A 15,528-nucleotide genomic window follows, 5' to 3' on the forward strand; every position below is an offset into this window, starting at 1 on the left:
GGACCTGCCGCGATACGCCGTCCCCCGACCACGACCCCACCGCGACCGTTCGCCCAACACAGCGGCCGCACCACGACTCAGCCCCCGCGCAGGACCCTGCCCGCATCCAGCCGCCCGACCCGATCCACGTCCTCCCGCCCCCCGTACCCTCACCACCACCGCCGGCCCGACCCCGCCCCAGCCGCTCCGCCGGACCTGCCGCGATACGCCGTCCCCCGACCACGACCCCACCGCGACCGTTCGCCCAACACAGCAGCCGCACCACGACTCAGCCCCCGCGCGGGCCCCTGTCCGCATCCAGTCGGCCGACGCGGTCCACGTTCTCGCGGTCCTCCGCGTCCTCGCTGGCCGTGCCGGCGAACCAGGCGTCGAGGATCTCCTTGAGCAGGGGTTCGGAGGTCAGGCGCAGGCTGAGCGCCAGCACGTTGGCGTCGTTCCAGCGGCGGGCGCCGTCGGCGGTGTAGGCGTCGGTGCACAGGGCCGCCCGCACCCCCGGCACCTTGTTCGCGGCGATCGACGCGCCGGTACCGGTCCAGCAGCACACCACCGCCTGGTCCGCCGCCCCGGCGACGACATCCCGCGCCGCCGCCTCCGAACACGCCGCCCACTGCGGGTCGTCCCCGGTGTGCAGCGCCCCGTGCGTCACCACCTCGTGGCCGCGTGCGCGCAGCTCCGCGACGAGGGCCCGGGCCACGGGTTCGTCCATGTCCGAGGAAACGGAGATCCGCATGTCCGTGAGCCTACCGGTGTGGTGCCGGGCGGGCGATGCGGTCGAGGATCGTCGGCGGTGGGCCGATCCTCATCGGCAGTCCAGGAGAACATCCGGTTCCTGCGATCCGCTTCCCGCTGCGAGGGCGTCGAGGTGGGCCTGGATGTACGGCTTGGCGACCGTGTCGAGTTCGCCGTCCACGAAGGCGGGCTGGACGTTGACCTCGAAGACGACGCCTCCGTTCTCGACGGCCAGGTCGACGCCGGCGAAGGGCAGTCCGACCGAGGCGGTGGCGGCCACGGCGAGGTCGGCGAGTCGGGTGGGGAGGTCGTGCGGGGCGATGGGGACGGCGGTGGCGCCCTGGCAGGTGTTGCAGGGGGTGTCGGGCTCTGGCTGGAGGTGTTCGCGGGCGTGGACGACCCCGCCGCCCAGGACGAAGACCCGGAACTGGTGGCGCCAGCCGTCGGAGGTGACGTTTCCCGCGTCCCGGGACAGCATCCAGGCGGTGCGGCGAGCGGCGTAGAACGTGGTGGCGCGCTCCAGCTGATCGCCGGTCGTGATGTGGAAGACGTCGTTGCCGCCGGTCCCGACCACCGGTCGCGCCCAGGTGTCCCGGCCGAGCTTGTCGAAGGCGGCGGCAGCCTCGTGCGGATCCGGCGCGGACAGGACGACGGTCTCCATGTGGGCGATGCCGTCCCGCCGGAAGCGCTCCACCGTCAGACTCTTCTCCGTGGCGGCCCGCCAGGCGGTCACACCGGTGCCCAGGGTCACCACGTCATGGCAGGCGAGGAGGTGCTGGAAGCCCGCGAGCGCACGGCGGCGGTGCGGCGGGATCTCGTACAGGACGACGATGTCGGGCACCAAGCGCAGTTCCTGCTCCGGGACTTCGAGGCATAAGCGGTCGCCGTCACGGACGCCGATGCCGGTACCGCCCACGGCGAAGTGCCGGGCGTCGACACGGACCGGCGGCCCGCCGGTGAGCAGTTCCACGGCCCGGGCGAGGACATCCCCGCACCCTTCGGGCGACGTGGGGTCGGTGATCAGGGCGATGCACGGTCGGGACACAGCGGCCTCCAGCGGTACTCGACGCGCACGGTTGCCGCGCACCGGCGGTGATGCGGCCCGGACGCTGTCACGGGGTGTCGTTACACGCGGGGCGGTCATCGGCACCCGTCGCTCTTCACGCCGCGCCGGTCTGCGACCCGTGCCGGAACCGGACGGTGGCCGGGCCTGGATAGCCGGTGACCACGAGGTGGGGCTCGCCCTGCCGGATTCGTGCCGCAGGGCCGTGGCGCCACACTGTAGGCGCGCGGCGGGAGCCCGTACCAGGGCGCACGAACAGCCGCCTCCTGCCCCTTTCCCTGCGCCCTCCGCCCCCTTCCGTGCGCCCTGCCGGACGGGGAGGGGACCGCGCCGGTAGCGCCGCGGAGTGCCCGCCCACGTGACCAGCGCCGCCGAAGCATCGATACTGCCGGGAGCGGCTTCCGGGACCGTCGGTCCACAGCACAGTCATGCCTGACGGTCCGCGGGGCAGGTACGAGGTCAGGTCAGCCGGGCTCATCAGGAGGTTCCCATGAAGATGTTGATCAACGTCCCGGAGACCGTGGTCGCGGACGCCTTGCGCGGCATGGCGGCGGCCCATCCCGAGCTGACGGTCGACGTGGAGAACCGGGTGATCGTACGGCGGGACGCGCCCGTCGCCGGGAAGGTCGCCCTGGTCTCCGGCGGCGGTTCGGGGCACGAGCCGCTGCACGGCGGATTCGTGGGTCCCGGGATGCTCTCCGCGGCCTGTCCGGGCGAGGTGTTCACGTCGCCGGTGCCGGACCAGATGGTGCGGGCCGCCGCGGCCGTGGACAGCGGGGCGGGTGTGCTGTTCATCGTGAAGAACTACACGGGTGACGTGCTCAACTTCGACATGGCGGCCGAACTCGCCGAGGACGAGGGCATCCAGGTCGCGAAGGTCCTCGTCAACGACGACGTGGCGGTCACCGACAGCCTCTACACGGCCGGGCGGCGCGGCACCGGTGCCACGCTGTTCGTGGAGAAGATCGCGGGCGCTGCCGCCGAGGCGGGGATGCCGTTGGAGCGCGTCGAGTCGCTCGCCCGTCAGGTCAACGAGAACTCCCGCAGTTTCGGTGTGGCGCTGAGCGCCTGCACGACCCCGGCCAAGGGCAGCCCCACGTTCGATCTGCCGCCCGGCGAGCTGGAGTTGGGCATCGGCATCCATGGCGAGCCCGGCCGTGAGCGGCGGGCGATGATGACGTCGGGCGAGATCGCGGACTTCGCCGTGAACGCGGTGCTGGAGGACCTCGACCCCCGCAACCCCGTCCTGGCGCTGGTCAACGGCATGGGCGCGACTCCGCTGCTCGAACTGTACGGCTTCAGCGCGGAGGTGCAGCGGGTACTCACCGCGCGGGGTGTCGCCGTCGCCCGCACCCTCGTCGGCAACTACGTCACCTCGCTCGACATGGCCGGCGCCTCGGTCACCCTGTGCCAGATCGACGAGGAAACGCTGGGGCTGTGGGACGCGCCGGTGAAGACACCGGGCCTGCGCTGGGGCATGTGAACCCGGCGCGGGCGCAGTCAACGCACCTACCACGCAAGGAGATCCAGTGCTCGACGCCGATTTCTTCCGCCGTTGGATGGCGGCGACGGCCGTGTCCGTCGACCGGGAGGCGGAACGGCTCACCGCTCTCGACTCGCCCATCGGGGACGCCGACCACGGCAGCAACCTGCGGCGCGGGTTCACCGCGGTGACCGCCACGCTGGAGAAGGAGGCCCCGGACACGCCCGGCGGCGTCCTCACCCTGGCCGGCCGGCAGTTGATCTCGACCGTGGGCGGCGCTTCGGGGCCGCTGTACGGAACGCTGCTGCGCCGCACCGGCAAGGCCCTCGGGGACGCGGCCGAGGTGAGCGGGGAGGAGTTCGCGTCCGCGCTGCGCACCGGCGTGCAGGCGGTGATGACGCTGGGCGGGGCCGTGCCCGGCGACAAGACGATGATCGACGCGCTGGTGCCGGCCGTGGACGCCCTCGACGACTCCTTCGCCGCGGCCCGCGCCGCCGCCGAGCAAGGGGCCCTCGCCACAACGCCGTTGCAGGCCCGCAAGGGCAGGGCGAGTTATCTCGGTGAGCGCAGCATCGGGCACCAGGATCCCGGTGCCACCTCGTCGGCGCTGCTGATCGCGGCCCTTGCGGAGGCGGGCGGTGAGTGACGGCAAGCTCGTCGGGATCGTGCTGGTGTCGCACAGCGCGCAGGTCGCCGCGTCGGTGGCCGAGCTGGCGCAGGCGCTCGCGGGCGGCGGCACGGCGGTGCCCGTCGCCCCCGCGGGCGGCACCGAGGGCGGCGAACTCGGCACCAGCGCCGAACTGATCGCCGCTGCGGCCACGTCCGTGGACCGGGGCGCGGGCGTCGCCGTCCTCACCGACCTCGGCAGCGCGGTGCTGACGGTGAAGGCCCTGCTCGCGGAGGGCGACGAACTCCCTGACGGTACGCGGCTCGTGGACGCTCCCTTCGTCGAGGGCGCGGTCGCCGCGGTCGTCACGGCGGCGACGGGAGCCGATCTTGCGGCGGTGGAGGCGGCGGCTGTGGAGGCGTACACGTATCGGAAGGTGTGAGGAGCCGTGGACCCCCAACCGGGCCTACGTGAGCCGCTCTTCCACGACGGCGAGGCCGAGCGGGACAACGCCGGGATCATGAACCGGATGTCGGCGCGGCGCTCGGCGAGGTGAGCGAGGCGGAGTGGAAGCGGGTCCTCCGGGTCGACCTGACCGCTCCGTTCCTGTCTGTTCCTGTCCGTCCCTGTCCGCTTCTGCTGACGCGTGCGGTACTGCCGCACATTCCGGAGGCGGGCCGGGGGCCGTCGTGAACACGGCCTCCGAGTCCGGTCTGCTGGGCAACGCGGCGGGCGCCGCGTTCAGGGCGTCGAAGCAGGGCATCCGGGCGAACGGGCGGCACGCAGACCGCCCTCGTGGTGGACGCCGATCAGAGCGCCCACGGCCCCGCCGCGCTGGGCCCGCACTTCGTCGACATCGGCATGCCGTCCCGGCCCGAGGGGCAGGCCGCCGCCATCGTCTTCCTCGCCTGGACGCGGCGAACAACGTCAATGGCGTGACCCTGCCCGTCGACGGCGGCTGGGCAGGGGTCTGGCCTCCGCGCGGCGTCCGGGCGAGAGCGCCCGCTTCCGGCTCACCGCCCCCGCACGAACTGCCTGGCCAGCCGCTCCCCGACGAGGACGGCTCCGGCGTGGTCCTCGATGGGCCTGACCCGGCTGTCCTTGAACACGATGTAGGTGACGCCTGAATCCGTGCCGCCGCCCCGCGGGTCGGGGTCGACACCCAGGGCCTGGGCGGTGGCGTAGGACGCCTCGCCGATGAGGTCGTGCGGGCCGGTGTCGCCCACGACGGCGTACTGGACCCGGTCCCCGTGGACCACGGCGGCCACCGCGCCTCCGGCGACTCCGTGGGCACGGTGGTCCCAGATGGAACCGGGGACGGGCACGACGATGTACGGGAGGCGCTCGGCGTCCAACTGGCTGCCGTCGGACTGCTGATAGGCCGTGGTATCGGAGAAGTGCGGGTCGGCCCGGGCGTTGCAGTGCGGGCCGGGCCGGCCGTCGCAGTCGATGTCGAGGTCGGCCTTCCAGAAGACGGCGCCCTCGGTGCCGCACACCGCGATGGTCGCGGGCGCGTCGGCATCGCTGCGATAGCGGCCCTTGGAGACGGGGACGCAGTCCCGCACTCTGGCCAGCAGGTCGGCGGCGCTGACAGCGCTGTCGCGCCGCACTTCCGGCAGTCCTTCCCGGACGGCAGGTTCGGCGCGGGGAGCGGAGTACGCCGTCGGAGCGAGCACGGCGCAACTGGCCACGACCAGCACAAGGGACTGGACACGCACGATGTGGGGGCCTCTCCTCGGGGACACTGACGGTCGCCCGGCCCAATCTGGTGCCGTTTCGATCTTGCGTCCAGCATTGGCGGTCCGGAGGGCGCATGTCTCTGAAGATCCGACCGGGGCCGGGTGGCCGGACCCGATCGGCTCCGGCCACCCGGCCGCTCGCGCCGGCGCGGGATCAGCGACGACAGCGTTCCGCGCCACCGGCATGAACTCCCGATTCCGCAAGGGAAGTTCCGCCGCGAGGAGCTTCAGCATACGTAACTCCGCCAGGAGGCGGGCCAACGACCGGCCTCTTGATGTGATCACGTCACTGACGTCATATTGGTTCGGACCATTGCTGTCGTGCCGCCCCTTGGAGGCAGAGACGTGCGACACGTGCCCCCTCCCCTTGCGGATCCGGGCGAAGCTGCCGGACGGTACCTGGGGCGGCTTCTCGGCGGAACGCACGGTGACGACCGGCGGTTAGGTCCTGTCCGGCGGATCACGGCGGCGCCGCGCTCTTCCGCCGCACGAAGGAGCCCGTCACCTGTCCGGGCGCGGTCCGCATGCGGGACGGACGGGGGGCACGTTGGCTTTCCCTGTGGCAGCACGGGCGTTTCCCCGACCTCGGCGGCGCTAGGGATGTACCGCCAACCGTGCCGCCGGAGGGCAGTCCACATGCGCAACAGATCGCTACTCCTCCGCTCCGGCCTCACCGTGGCAGCCGCCGCCGCGCTGCCGCTTCCGCTGGCCGCGGGATCGACCGCCGCCACGGGGATCTCCGTGAGTACCAGCGGATCCACGGTCTCCGTCACGACCAGCGCGTGCACCCAGATCAACGGCCACTGGGGCACCGCCTCCCTCCTCAACAGCAGCCAGGCGAACTTCGCCCAGGGACGGCAGGTCGCGCTGTCCGGGACGAGCACCCAGCAGAACGCCGCCTGGTCCAGCGTGAGTCCTGGCACTTACACCGTCATCGTCATGTGCTCGAACAACAACACCGCGGGCACCCAGTCCGTGATCGTCTCGGCGGCCTCCACCCCCACGATCTCCGCCACGGCCTCACCGTCCCGCGGCGTGATGGGCGGCATGGGCGGCGGGAGCACGGACTACGGCACCCTCACCCTGGTGGCGGGCGGGGCGCTGGTGGGCACCGGAATCGCCGCCACCGTCTGGTACCTGCGCCGCCGCTCACGGCCCTCCCGGCTCTGACCGCGGACGCCGCGCCGCCTCACCGGCCGATGCGGTGAGGCGGCCCGCTGTCATGCTCTCGCGACGTCAGGAGCGGACGTACGCCCCCCCTGGCCCGGCTACCGGTTCTCCAGCCGCAGATGCAGTTCCGTCTCCTGGTCACCGGACGCACCGGTGGCCTCGTGCACGGAGAACAGCGAGTCGAGGGTGACACGGAACCGGTCGACCGCCCAGTAGCCGCCCTGCACGTCGGCCTCGACGGACGACTGCAGCCGGGCCGGGAGGGCACCCTCGTGGGCATCGGCGACGTCGAAGGTGCCGAGCCACACGGTCGGGCGGGTGTCCGAAGCCTCCTCCGGTACGTCGTCGGCGCACCGGTCGGACGCGAAGCACGCGCACAGTGTGTCGAACACGATCCGGGCGTCGTCCTTGGAACATCCGCTGATCTCCACCGAGACGTGTTCCGGGTGCGATCGCTCGCCGATCATCATGACCGCTCCTCTCGTGGCCGCGCTGCGGTGGCGCGGGCCCCGAGTGACCGCGCCCGCCTCCAGCAAACCACCATCTCGCCGAAGCGCACGACGGGCGGGGACTCAGCTCCGCGTGAACCGGTACGTCTTGCTGTCCGTCAGTTCGAGCTGCCCGAGTCCCGCTGGTACGGCTCGATGTAGTGCCCGTCGTACGTGGCGTCGGGGTCGCCGACGTGGTTCCAGCCACGGCTGAGCACGTCGAGGGGGATGGTGCCGATGCCGGTGTAGCGGTTGGGGCTGTTCGCCGGCGCCTCGACGGAGGTCAGGCCCTGGCTCTCGGTCAGCGGATCGGCGCGGTCGGATCCCACCTCGGTCCAGGTGTCCGCGGCGGAGGCGGGCGGGGCGGCGGACAGCACGACGGCGGCGGCGAGGGCGACGACACCGGTCAAGGCGGCGTGACAACGTTGCCAGGCGGCAGGCAGGCGCATGGGGCGACTCCTCGTGGGGGTGGGGGTGGGGTGCCGCTCGGCGGACAGTGTGGCGTGAGCGTGTCGTCATGTACAGACCAAATACAGAGCGGGAGGTGTCCGTTCGACGACGGATCCCTACGCGGCGACGGTTCGCTTCCTCACGGCTCCGATCACTTCCTGACCACTTCACCGGACGGGCGGCGCCGTGTTGAGGGATGGTGGAGGAGGGCGGCCGTGGCATCACGGAATCGGTAGAACGCGGTAGAACAAGGGGTGCCACGGCACGGGGGAAGACGTGCCGTGGCACAGAACGAAGGCGGTGCGTGCGATGGGTGCAGCCGGGCCACCGGTGGCCGAGGACGGCGGGCCGGTGCGGCCGAGCGGGCTGCTCGACGTGCTGGGCGTGGCCTCCGTGCTGCTCGACGCCCAGGGACGCATCGTGCTGTGGAGCCCCCAGGCCGAGGAGCTGTTCGGGTACTCGGCGCAGGAGGCACTCGGCCAGTACGCGGCCCGGCTGATGGTGCACGAGCAGCACGCCGAACTGGCCGTCAAGCTCTTCGCCGACGTCATGGAGACCGGTGAGGGCTGGGCGGGGGCCTTTCCGGTGCGGCACAAGGACGGCGGCACACGGCTCGTGGAATTCCGCAATCAGCGGCTCCTCGACGACCGGGGCGCGTTCTTCGCACTGGGACTCGCGGCCGACCAGAAGACCCTGCGCGGGCTGGAGCAGGACGTGGCGCTGTCGACGCGGATGATCGCGCAGGCACCCATCGGACTGGCCGTCCTGGACACGGACCTGAAGTACGTCTCGGTCAACCCGGCGATGGCGCGGACCAACGGCATCCCGGCCGAGGAGCACCTCGGCCGTACGGTCCAGGAGATGCTCCCGCAGGTGGACGCCGCGGCCATGGAGCGAGCCGCCCGCCAGGTCCTGGAGACCGGGATGCCGCTCGTCAACCAGCCCACCTTCGGCCGGACCCCGGCGGACCCCGACAAGGACCACGCCTGGTCGGTCTCGATGTACCGGCTGGAGGACACCCTGGGGAACGTGCTGGGGGTGGCCGCGTCGGTGGTCGACATCACCGAGCAGTACCGGGCGGGTGTCGAGGCCGAGACCGCGCGCCGGCGGCTGGCGCTCATCGCCGACGCCTCCGCACGGATCGGGACCACGCTCGACCTGGACCGCACCGCCCGCGAGTTGGCCGACGTCGCTGTGCCGGAACTCGCCGACGTGGCCGCCGTGGACCTGCTCGAAGCTGTGATGCAGGGCAGACGCAGCAGCCTCGGCCCCAGCGAGGCTGCGGTGATCCGCGCCCTGGCCGTCCGGGCGGAGCACGCCACCGAGGCGCTCGGCGCGGCGGACCCGCCCGGGCAGGTCGCGCGGTACGGTCCGGACCGCCTGGTCACCGAGTGCGTACGCACCGGCCGGCCGGTGATGGTGGCGCAGGTCAAGGACGAGGACCTGCCGCGCATCGCCGGCTCACCCGAAGCCGCGGACCTGCTGGCGCGGGCGGGCGTGCACTCCTATCTGGCCGTTCCGCTGATCGCCCGCGGCGAGGTGCTCGGCGCCCTCGACCTCAAGCGCACCCGCAATCCGCAGCCGTTCAGCGAGGACGACCTGCTGCTCGCCCGTGAACTGGCGGCGCGCGCGGCCGTGCAGATCGACAACGCGCGCTGGTACCAGAACGCCCGCGACGCCGCCCTGACCCTGCAGCGCAGCCTGCTGCCCAGCCATCCGCGCATGACGGGCGGGCTTGAGGTCGCCTCCCGCTATCAGCCCGCCGGGGCCACCAGCGAGGTCGGCGGCGACTGGTTCGACGTCATCCCGCTGGACGGCGGCAAGACGGCGCTCGTCGTCGGCGATGTGATGGGCAGCGGCATCACGGCCGCCGCGACGATGGGGCGGCTGCGCACCGCGACGAACACGCTGGCCTCCCTCGGCCTCGACCCGTCGGTGCTGCTGGAGCACCTCGACCGGATCACCCAGGGCCTGGACCACTCCATCGCGACCTGCCAGTACGCCATCCACGACCCTCATCTGCGGCAGTGCCGGATCGCCAACGCCGGGCATCTGCCACCGGTCCGCGTCCGCGCCGACCGCGCGCCGGAGCTGCTCGAACTCCCCACCGGGGCGCCGCTCGGCGTGGGCGGTGTCGCCTTCTCCACGACGACCGTCAACCTCGAACCCGGCGACCGGCTGGTGTTCTACACCGACGGCCTGGTCGAGACCCGCCAACACCCGCTCGACGAACGGCTGGACGCGTTGCTGGTTCTGCTCGAAGGCCCCGACCGCCCGTTGGAGGAGCTGTGCGACGTCCTCCTTCGCACGCTGCACCACCCCGACAACTCCGACGACGTGGCCCTGCTCATCGCCCGTGCGCAGCACCCGGCGTAGTCGCACGGGCGATGAGCAGGGCGGGGTCGGCGGGACGGATGGGCCGTATTCACAGGAACTGATTACCGGCGTCTTACCGGCCGCATTCCACAATCATACCGAGGCATGGCATGCGGCATGCGGCTACCGGATGCCTCTGTGAGAGGAGCGAGCAGTGACGCACAATCCGGAGCAGGAACCTACTGCCGGCGGCGAACAGCCCGATTGGCTCATCGAGTCGCCGACGGCTCCCGACCAGCGCGGGCCGGACTGGGAAGTCCTCATGGGGCCGGGCGGCCCCGAGCCGGAGTGGACACCGCCAGGAGCGGCCCTGCGCGAGCGGTGGTACCGCCGGTCCGCGCGGGCCCGCGCCCTGACCACGGCGGCCACGGTCGTCGCCCTGGGCCTCGGTGGCACGGTCGCCTACGCCGCCACATCCTCGGGCTCAAGCGACAGCGCCTCGGCCGCGGCGAGCGGCAGTTCCTCGGACACTTCCTCCGACACCTCCTCCGACGACGATAACAATGACCGTCCTTGGGGCGGACCGGGCATGTGGTTCGGTGGTGGCTCGGCAGCGCACGGTGAGGCGACCGTCGAGGACGGCGACGACTGGGTCGTCCAGATCTGGCAGTCGGGCACCATCGAGGAGTTGGACGGCAACGAGATCACGGTGAAGAGCGAGGACGGCGCCGAGTGGACCTGGACGGTGGACGAGGACGCCACCATCTATCACGACGGCTCGTCGAGTTCGGAGATCGATGATCTTGAGGAAGGCGAGACGGCGTTCCTGTCCGGTACCCGGTCCGACGACGACACCCGGACCGCCACCCGTGTCGCCACAAGTGACTCGGAAGACGACGAGGACGGGGACGACGACGCGGCACGGACGCCGGGTAGTTGGCGCTTCTGACTCCCCCGGTTCCGACTTCCCCGGTTCTGACTTCCCCGGTTCCGACTTCCCCGGTTCTGACTTCCCCGGTTCTGACTTCCCCGGTCAACCGGACGACGACCCTGAGCCCTCGAAAAGCGAGGCGGCGGCCTGACCACGCGTCAGAGGCTGCCGATCACGACATGCGCGTAGAGCTCCTCCGACACCGCCAGACGCGTCGTCAGACCGGCGCCGAGGAAGGCTTCGACGGCCGCCGGTGCCTGCCGCTCGCTCGTCTCGACCAGCAGACAGCCGCCCGGCGCAAGCCATCGGGGTGCCTCGGCGGCGACGCGGCGCAGGACATCCAGTCCGTCCGCGCCGCCGTCCAACGCGACCAGCGGCTCGTGGTCGCGCGCCTCCGGGGGTAGCAGCCCGACCTCGCCGGTGGGGACGTACGGCACATTGGCCGCGAGGATGTCGATCCGGCCCCGCAGTTCACGCGGGAGCGCCTCGAACAGGTCGCCCGCGTGCACGTGTCCGCCGACGTCGGGGACGTTGCGCCGGGCGCAGCACACCGCCGCCGGATCGATGTCGGCGGCGTGCAGTTCGACCTGCCCGAGCGCGGCGGCCAGGGCAGTGCCGACCGCACCCGACCCACAGCACAGGTCGACGACGACGGACGCGCCCGGAGCCTGGGCAAGGGCCTGTTCGACGAGGAATTCGGTGCGGCGGCGGGGGACGAACACACCGGGTTCGACCGTGATGCGCAGTCCGCGGAACTCCGCCCAGCCGAGGACGAGTTCAAGGGGCAGTCCGTTAGCGCGACGGCGCACCATGGCGGCCAGTTCGCCGGTGTCGCGGGCGGCGCCCAGGATCAACTGGGCCTCGTCCTCGGCGAAGACACAACCCGCGGCGCGCAGGGTGGCGACGACGCCGTCGTACGAGGACGGGGACGGGGACGGGGAGGAAAGAGGTGGCATGAAAGCCGAGAGCCTTTCGGGAGCTGAAGGGCGCTCTCGCGGTCACCTAACGTCGGCGATCCGCGCCGGTTCGAGGGGCGAGCACCCGAGCTGACACAGCGGTAATGGGTCTCACCTCCTCGGGCTCTCACGGCCGGGACACACCGCGACCGGACGGCAACAATAACCCGGATCCGGCGAGCAGTTGTCACCCTGCAGCTTGAATACCACTAAGTTGCACTCGCAACCATCAGGGTGAGGGAGGTTCCGTGAACGCAACCGACGTGACCGATGAGACGGTCGTCCGCGCCGGCGGGCCCGGCGCGGACATGGCGGTGGAGACCATCCAGCGCGAGATGACCGTCTTCGCACGCCGCGCGCGGGCCTCGGCGGGTCGCATCCACCCCGAGCTGTCGCTGGTGTCGTACACGCTGCTGGGGCACCTGGAGGAGTGCGGCGGCTGCCGCGCCATCGACCTGGCCGCGCACTACGCTCTCGACAAGTCCACCGTGAGCCGCCAGGTCGCCGCGCTGGAACGCACCGGACTCATCGAGCGACGGCTCGCCCCGGAGGACCACCGCGTACAGGTCCTGCACCCGACGGAAACCGGCCGGAGCATCCTCACCCAGGTCACCGAAAGCCGCCGAGCGGCCTTCCACGAACGCCTCGCGGACTGGCCGCGGGAGGACCTTGAGCGGTTCGCCGCGTATCTCGTGCGGTACAACGGGTGGTCCGCGGCGGTCACGGAGGACCGCTGAGGTCAAGTCGGCGGGGTCGAGGGACCAGGACCAGGCTAGGGGGGCCGGGGTCCGGAGCCGGGGGCCAGGGCCGGAGCCGGGGCCAAGGCCAGGGCCGGAGCCGGGGCCAAGGCCAGGGCCGGGGCCAAGGCCAGGGCCGGGGCCGGGGCCAGGGCCGGGGCCAAGGCCGGGATCGACGGTGAGGTCGGAGCCGGGTGGCCGCGAGCGGGGCGGGATCGCGCGAGAGTAGCCGCGAGCAGGGCCGGATCACGCGAGTTGGTCGAGCATCTCCGGCACGTCCGCGGGGCCGAGCCGGACGGACTCCGGGGCGGGCGCGGAGGCCAGCCCGTCGTCCACGAACTGCACGTCCTCGATCCGGAACGTGATCTCCCAGTCGTCCGGAACTCACCCCCGCGAACCCCAGCAGCGGTATCTCGGTGCCGGGCCCGGCGAGCGCGGCGGCATCCGTCCCGTCGGCGGCGTCGGGGCCGCTCGGCGAAACGGGCGCGCGGGCCGGTCAGCGCCGCGAGGGCGGGGTGGTCGAGGACATGACCTGTCGCGGCCTCGCCCCTGGCCTCGGGCTGCTCCGGCTCGTACGCCTGCATGGGCCACCGAACCCGGCAGAGCGAGCAAGAAAGATCGGCGGGCCACTATTCCCGGAGCGCTGGAGACCCGACACCGCCTTCATGACCGCGGACTCGCCCCCGGGCACAGGCAGACCCGCAGGCCACGTACGGTTGACTGCGTAAGCACCCATCACGTCCGATCCCACGGGCCGTCACGCGCGGCGGCCTGGAGGCAGCACCCGCATGAATGTCACCCGAGGCTTCACCGGACGCCCGCGCGTCGACGACCCGGGGCTCCCGCCCGGCCAGTACGACGCTGGCGACGACTGGCCCGTCCTGTCCGCGGAGGTCACCCCCGAACTGGCGCCCGCCGACTGGACCTTCCGTGTCGACGGCCTGGTCGAGGAGCCCCGCACCTGGAACTGGGAGCAGGCACGCGGGCTGCCGGACTCGGTGTACGAGGGCGACATCCACTGCGTGACGAGCTGGTCGAAGTTCGGCGTGCGGTTCGGCGGCGTCTCGCTGGACGCCTTCCTCCATGTGGTGCGCCCACATGTGGCCGCCACACACGCCGTCGCCTACTCGCACACCGGATACACCACGAACCTGCCGCTCGCGGACCTGACCGGCGGACGGGCCTGGATCGCCTGGGAGTACGACGGTCAGCCTCTCGCGCCCGAGCACGGTGGTCCGGCGCGACTGCTGGTGCCGCATCTGTACTTCTGGAAGAGCGCCAAGTGGATCGCGGGCATCCGGCTCCTCGACCACGACGAGCCGGGCTTCTGGGAGCAGAACGGCTACCACGCCCGCGGCAACCCCTGGGAGGAACAGCGGTACTCCGGTGACTGAGACCTTCACTCCCCCGACGCGCTTCGCCGTGCCCGGGCGGATCTCCGTGAGCAACCGGGCCGCCGGCGTGTGGCAGAACGCCACGATCACCGAGATCCGCCGCGAGACCCCGCACGCCGCCACCTTCCGGCTCGCCGTGCCCGACTGGCAGGGGCATCTGCCCGGCCAGCACCTGATGCTGCGGCTGACCGCCGGAGACGGCTATGTGGCCCAGCGCCACTACTCCATCGCGTCCGCGCCCGACGCCTCTGGGCATGTCGAGCTGACCCTGGATCACGTCGAGGGCGGCGAGGTCTCGGGCTGGTTCCACACCGTGGCCCGGCCGGGTGACCGGCTGGAGGTACGCGGGCCGCTCAGTGGCTTCTTCGCCTGGCCCGGCGACCGGCCCGCCCTGCTGATCGGCGCGGGTTCCGGCGTCGTACCGCTGATGTCGATGGTGCGGCACCACCGTGCGCGGGGCCTGTCCGTGCCGCTGCGGCTGCTGGTGTCGGCGCGCGGTCCTGAAGAGCTGATCTACGCGCGCGAGTACGGCGCCGAGACGACGCCCGTGTTCACGCGGAGTGCGCCATACGGCGTACCGGTGGGTCGTATGGCAGCCGCACATGTGGTCCCGCTCCTGGCCGACCAGCCTCCCGGTGGGTGGGAGGCCTATGTGTGCGGCTCCAACGGGTTCGCCGAGCACGCCTCACGACTGCTCGTCGCGGCAGGCCAGCCGGTCGAGCGCATCCGGATCGAACGCTTCGGCTGACCGACCGCCACGTCCACGGCCGATGGGCGTGGCCGCCCCCGCTTAGGCCACTCGATGTGGGCACTCGTAGGCGTGACGGCGAGGAGGTCGACATGCGAACCCTGGTGCGCGGCTGGCGCTGGCGGCCCAGCCCGCTGCGGCGCCGGTCGGACATCGTGGAGGCATGGACGGTGGTGGTCGTCGCCGTCCTGCTGTGTGTGGGAACGCCGCTGGCCGGAGCGGTTGCGGCCTGGTGGGCTCATGGCGAGGCGCGGGACACGGCGGCGGCCCAGCGTGCCGAACGCCGCCAGGTGCGGGCCGAGGTGGTCGGCGCCGCCTCGGGCTCGGTGCCGAGCACGCAGGGCGGGACGTCCCCGCGCCGGATGACCGTGCGCTGGACGGAGCCGGGTCAGGGGGAGCGTACGGCCAGGGCGCTCGTGCCGCCGGGCAGCCGGCCGGGTGAGAGGGTCCACGTGTGGTTCGACTCCCGGGGCCGCAGCGTAACGCCGCCACTCGACAGCTCCGGGGTGTGGCAGCACACGCTCGCCATGGGCCTGTGCGCCACAGGCGGTGCAGTCGCCGTGGTGCTCCTCGGACATGGGGCCGTACGCCATGTGGCCATGCACCACCGGCTGACCGAGTGGGAGCGGGAGTGGGCCCGCACAGAACCGGAGTGGACACGACGCTGGGCCTGATCGCCAGGGCGTGTTTCGAAGGTCTTCGAAGGTCCCGCGCCGC

At 72.1% G+C, this 15,528-nt stretch carries 15 protein-coding genes and 3 pseudogenes; 11 read left to right on the top strand and 7 right to left on the bottom strand.

Annotated elements, in window-relative coordinates; translation table 11 throughout:
• Positions 1-268: 268 nt before the first annotated feature.
• Positions 269-730, bottom strand: coding sequence for an RpiB/LacA/LacB family sugar-phosphate isomerase (locus GFH49_RS32135; protein ID WP_155059581.1), 462 nt, complete (start codon positions 728-730; stop codon positions 269-271).
• Positions 731-799: 69 nt separating this feature from the next.
• Positions 800-1,774, bottom strand: a complete 975-nt coding sequence (locus GFH49_RS32140; protein ID WP_155059582.1) for an ATP-grasp domain-containing protein — start codon at positions 1,772-1,774, stop codon at positions 800-802.
• A 508-nt stretch (positions 1,775-2,282) separates the two neighbouring features.
• Here GFH49_RS32140 and dhaK point away from each other — a divergent pair.
• The 4 genes and pseudogenes from dhaK to GFH49_RS32160 all read left to right on the top strand — a co-directional run.
• The gene (dhaK, locus tag GFH49_RS32145; protein ID WP_155059583.1) at positions 2,283-3,275 is read left to right on the top strand and encodes a dihydroxyacetone kinase subunit DhaK; all 993 of its coding nucleotides are present in this window, start codon (positions 2,283-2,285) and stop codon (positions 3,273-3,275) included.
• Between the two features lie 46 nt (positions 3,276-3,321).
• Positions 3,322-3,921, top strand: a complete 600-nt coding sequence (gene dhaL, locus GFH49_RS32150) for a dihydroxyacetone kinase subunit DhaL (RefSeq protein ID WP_155059584.1) — start codon at positions 3,322-3,324, stop codon at positions 3,919-3,921.
• Complete coding sequence (locus GFH49_RS32155) at positions 3,914-4,324, top strand: PTS-dependent dihydroxyacetone kinase phosphotransferase subunit DhaM (RefSeq protein WP_155059585.1); 411 nt, start codon at positions 3,914-3,916, stop codon at positions 4,322-4,324. Before dhaL ends, GFH49_RS32155 begins: the two co-directional genes overlap by 8 nt.
• 63 nt (positions 4,325-4,387) lie before the next feature.
• Positions 4,388-4,853 (top strand): annotated as a pseudogene (locus tag GFH49_RS32160) (SDR family NAD(P)-dependent oxidoreductase); the annotation flags it as partial.
• Between the two features lie 42 nt (positions 4,854-4,895).
• On the opposite strand, the gene GFH49_RS32165 reads toward GFH49_RS32160, so the two are convergent.
• Complete coding sequence (locus GFH49_RS32165; protein WP_230396624.1) at positions 4,896-5,600, bottom strand: glycoside hydrolase family 75 protein; 705 nt, start codon at positions 5,598-5,600, stop codon at positions 4,896-4,898.
• Positions 5,601-6,257: 657 nt separating this feature from the next.
• On the opposite strand from GFH49_RS32165, the gene GFH49_RS32170 reads away from it, so the two are divergent.
• Positions 6,258-6,791, top strand: coding sequence for a hypothetical protein (locus GFH49_RS32170; RefSeq protein ID WP_155059587.1), 534 nt, complete (start codon positions 6,258-6,260; stop codon positions 6,789-6,791).
• 98 nt (positions 6,792-6,889) lie between these two features.
• On the opposite strand, the gene GFH49_RS32175 is transcribed toward GFH49_RS32170, so the two are convergent.
• Together GFH49_RS32175 and GFH49_RS32180 are read right to left on the bottom strand one after the other, a co-directional pair.
• Complete coding sequence (locus tag GFH49_RS32175; protein WP_155059714.1) at positions 6,890-7,258, bottom strand: hypothetical protein; 369 nt, start codon at positions 7,256-7,258, stop codon at positions 6,890-6,892.
• A gap of 146 nt (positions 7,259-7,404) precedes the next feature.
• Positions 7,405-7,728: pseudogene (locus GFH49_RS32180) on the bottom strand (hypothetical protein); the annotation flags it as partial.
• A 310-nt stretch (positions 7,729-8,038) separates the two neighbouring features.
• Here GFH49_RS32180 and GFH49_RS32185 point away from each other — a divergent pair.
• Positions 8,039-10,105: a SpoIIE family protein phosphatase gene (locus tag GFH49_RS32185; protein ID WP_155059588.1), complete on the top strand. Its 2,067-nt coding sequence runs from the start codon at positions 8,039-8,041 to the stop codon at positions 10,103-10,105.
• Between the two features lie 154 nt (positions 10,106-10,259).
• Positions 10,260-10,994, top strand: coding sequence for a DUF5666 domain-containing protein (locus tag GFH49_RS32190; RefSeq protein WP_155059589.1), 735 nt, complete (start codon positions 10,260-10,262; stop codon positions 10,992-10,994).
• Between the two features lie 140 nt (positions 10,995-11,134).
• On the opposite strand, the gene GFH49_RS32195 is transcribed toward GFH49_RS32190, so the two are convergent.
• Positions 11,135-11,932, bottom strand: a complete 798-nt coding sequence (locus tag GFH49_RS32195; protein ID WP_155059590.1) for a putative protein N(5)-glutamine methyltransferase — start codon at positions 11,930-11,932, stop codon at positions 11,135-11,137.
• Between the two features lie 308 nt (positions 11,933-12,240).
• On the opposite strand from GFH49_RS32195, the gene GFH49_RS32200 reads away from it, so the two are divergent.
• Complete coding sequence (locus GFH49_RS32200; protein ID WP_155059715.1) at positions 12,241-12,669, top strand: MarR family winged helix-turn-helix transcriptional regulator; 429 nt, start codon at positions 12,241-12,243, stop codon at positions 12,667-12,669.
• 249 nt (positions 12,670-12,918) lie between these two features.
• Here GFH49_RS32200 and GFH49_RS32205 read toward each other — a convergent pair.
• A pseudogene (locus GFH49_RS32205) lies at positions 12,919-13,253 on the bottom strand (GNAT family N-acetyltransferase); the annotation flags it as partial.
• 204 nt (positions 13,254-13,457) lie between these two features.
• Here GFH49_RS32205 and GFH49_RS32210 point away from each other — a divergent pair.
• From GFH49_RS32210 to GFH49_RS32220, 3 genes are all read left to right on the top strand, one after another.
• Positions 13,458-14,063 (top strand): sulfite oxidase-like oxidoreductase, encoded by a 606-nt coding sequence (locus GFH49_RS32210; RefSeq protein ID WP_155059591.1) that lies wholly within the window; start codon positions 13,458-13,460, stop codon positions 14,061-14,063.
• Entirely contained in the window at positions 14,056-14,811 is a 756-nt protein-coding gene (locus GFH49_RS32215) for a ferredoxin reductase (protein WP_155059592.1), read from the top strand. The genes GFH49_RS32210 and GFH49_RS32215 overlap by 8 nt, the downstream gene beginning before the upstream one ends.
• Before the next feature lie 92 nt (positions 14,812-14,903).
• Complete coding sequence (locus GFH49_RS32220; protein WP_155059593.1) at positions 14,904-15,485, top strand: Rv1733c family protein; 582 nt, start codon at positions 14,904-14,906, stop codon at positions 15,483-15,485.
• Positions 15,486-15,528 lie beyond the last annotated feature (43 nt).

It is taken from the genome of Streptomyces blattellae, from assembly GCF_009709555.1.
Lineage (GTDB): Bacteria > Actinomycetota > Actinomycetes > Streptomycetales > Streptomycetaceae > Streptomyces > Streptomyces blattellae.